The organism is Desulfobacter latus (assembly GCF_013389365.1).
Taxonomy (GTDB): Bacteria; Desulfobacterota; Desulfobacteria; order Desulfobacterales; family Desulfobacteraceae; genus Desulfobacter; species Desulfobacter latus.
Window position 1 is genome coordinate 1 of record NZ_JACADJ010000203.1, and the last position, 357, is coordinate 357.

A 357-nucleotide genomic window follows, 5' to 3' on the forward strand; every position below is an offset into this window, starting at 1 on the left:
CAATAATCAAAGTATGATCCCAAGATTTTCCAGGACCTCTGTATTGAAAATATCCATCCCGTCTTCCCGGGTGGCCATGGCAAGAATATTGTTTTTGGTCAGATAGCGGACAAGCTCATCGGATATAAAAAGGGAGGCAAACACAGGGATCAGTTTCTTTTCACGGATCACCGGAAACCATGAATCAAGCTGGGGAATCAGCTTGATAAAATCGGATATATATTCTGTGTTGGGGGTGGATTTTGTTTCAACGACGAAAAAATAATCATTACTTTCGGCAATGACGTCAAATTCACGGGTCATTGACCGATCAGCGCTTTTCAGTCGTAATCGGGGGGCAAAAAAATCGAATTCACT

1 pseudogene is annotated in these 357 nt (G+C 42.3%); it reads right to left on the reverse strand.

From position 1 onward, the window contains the following. Nucleotides 1-6: 6 nt before the first annotated feature. Nucleotides 7-357, reverse strand: a pseudogene (locus HXW94_RS18995) (hypothetical protein); the annotation flags it as partial.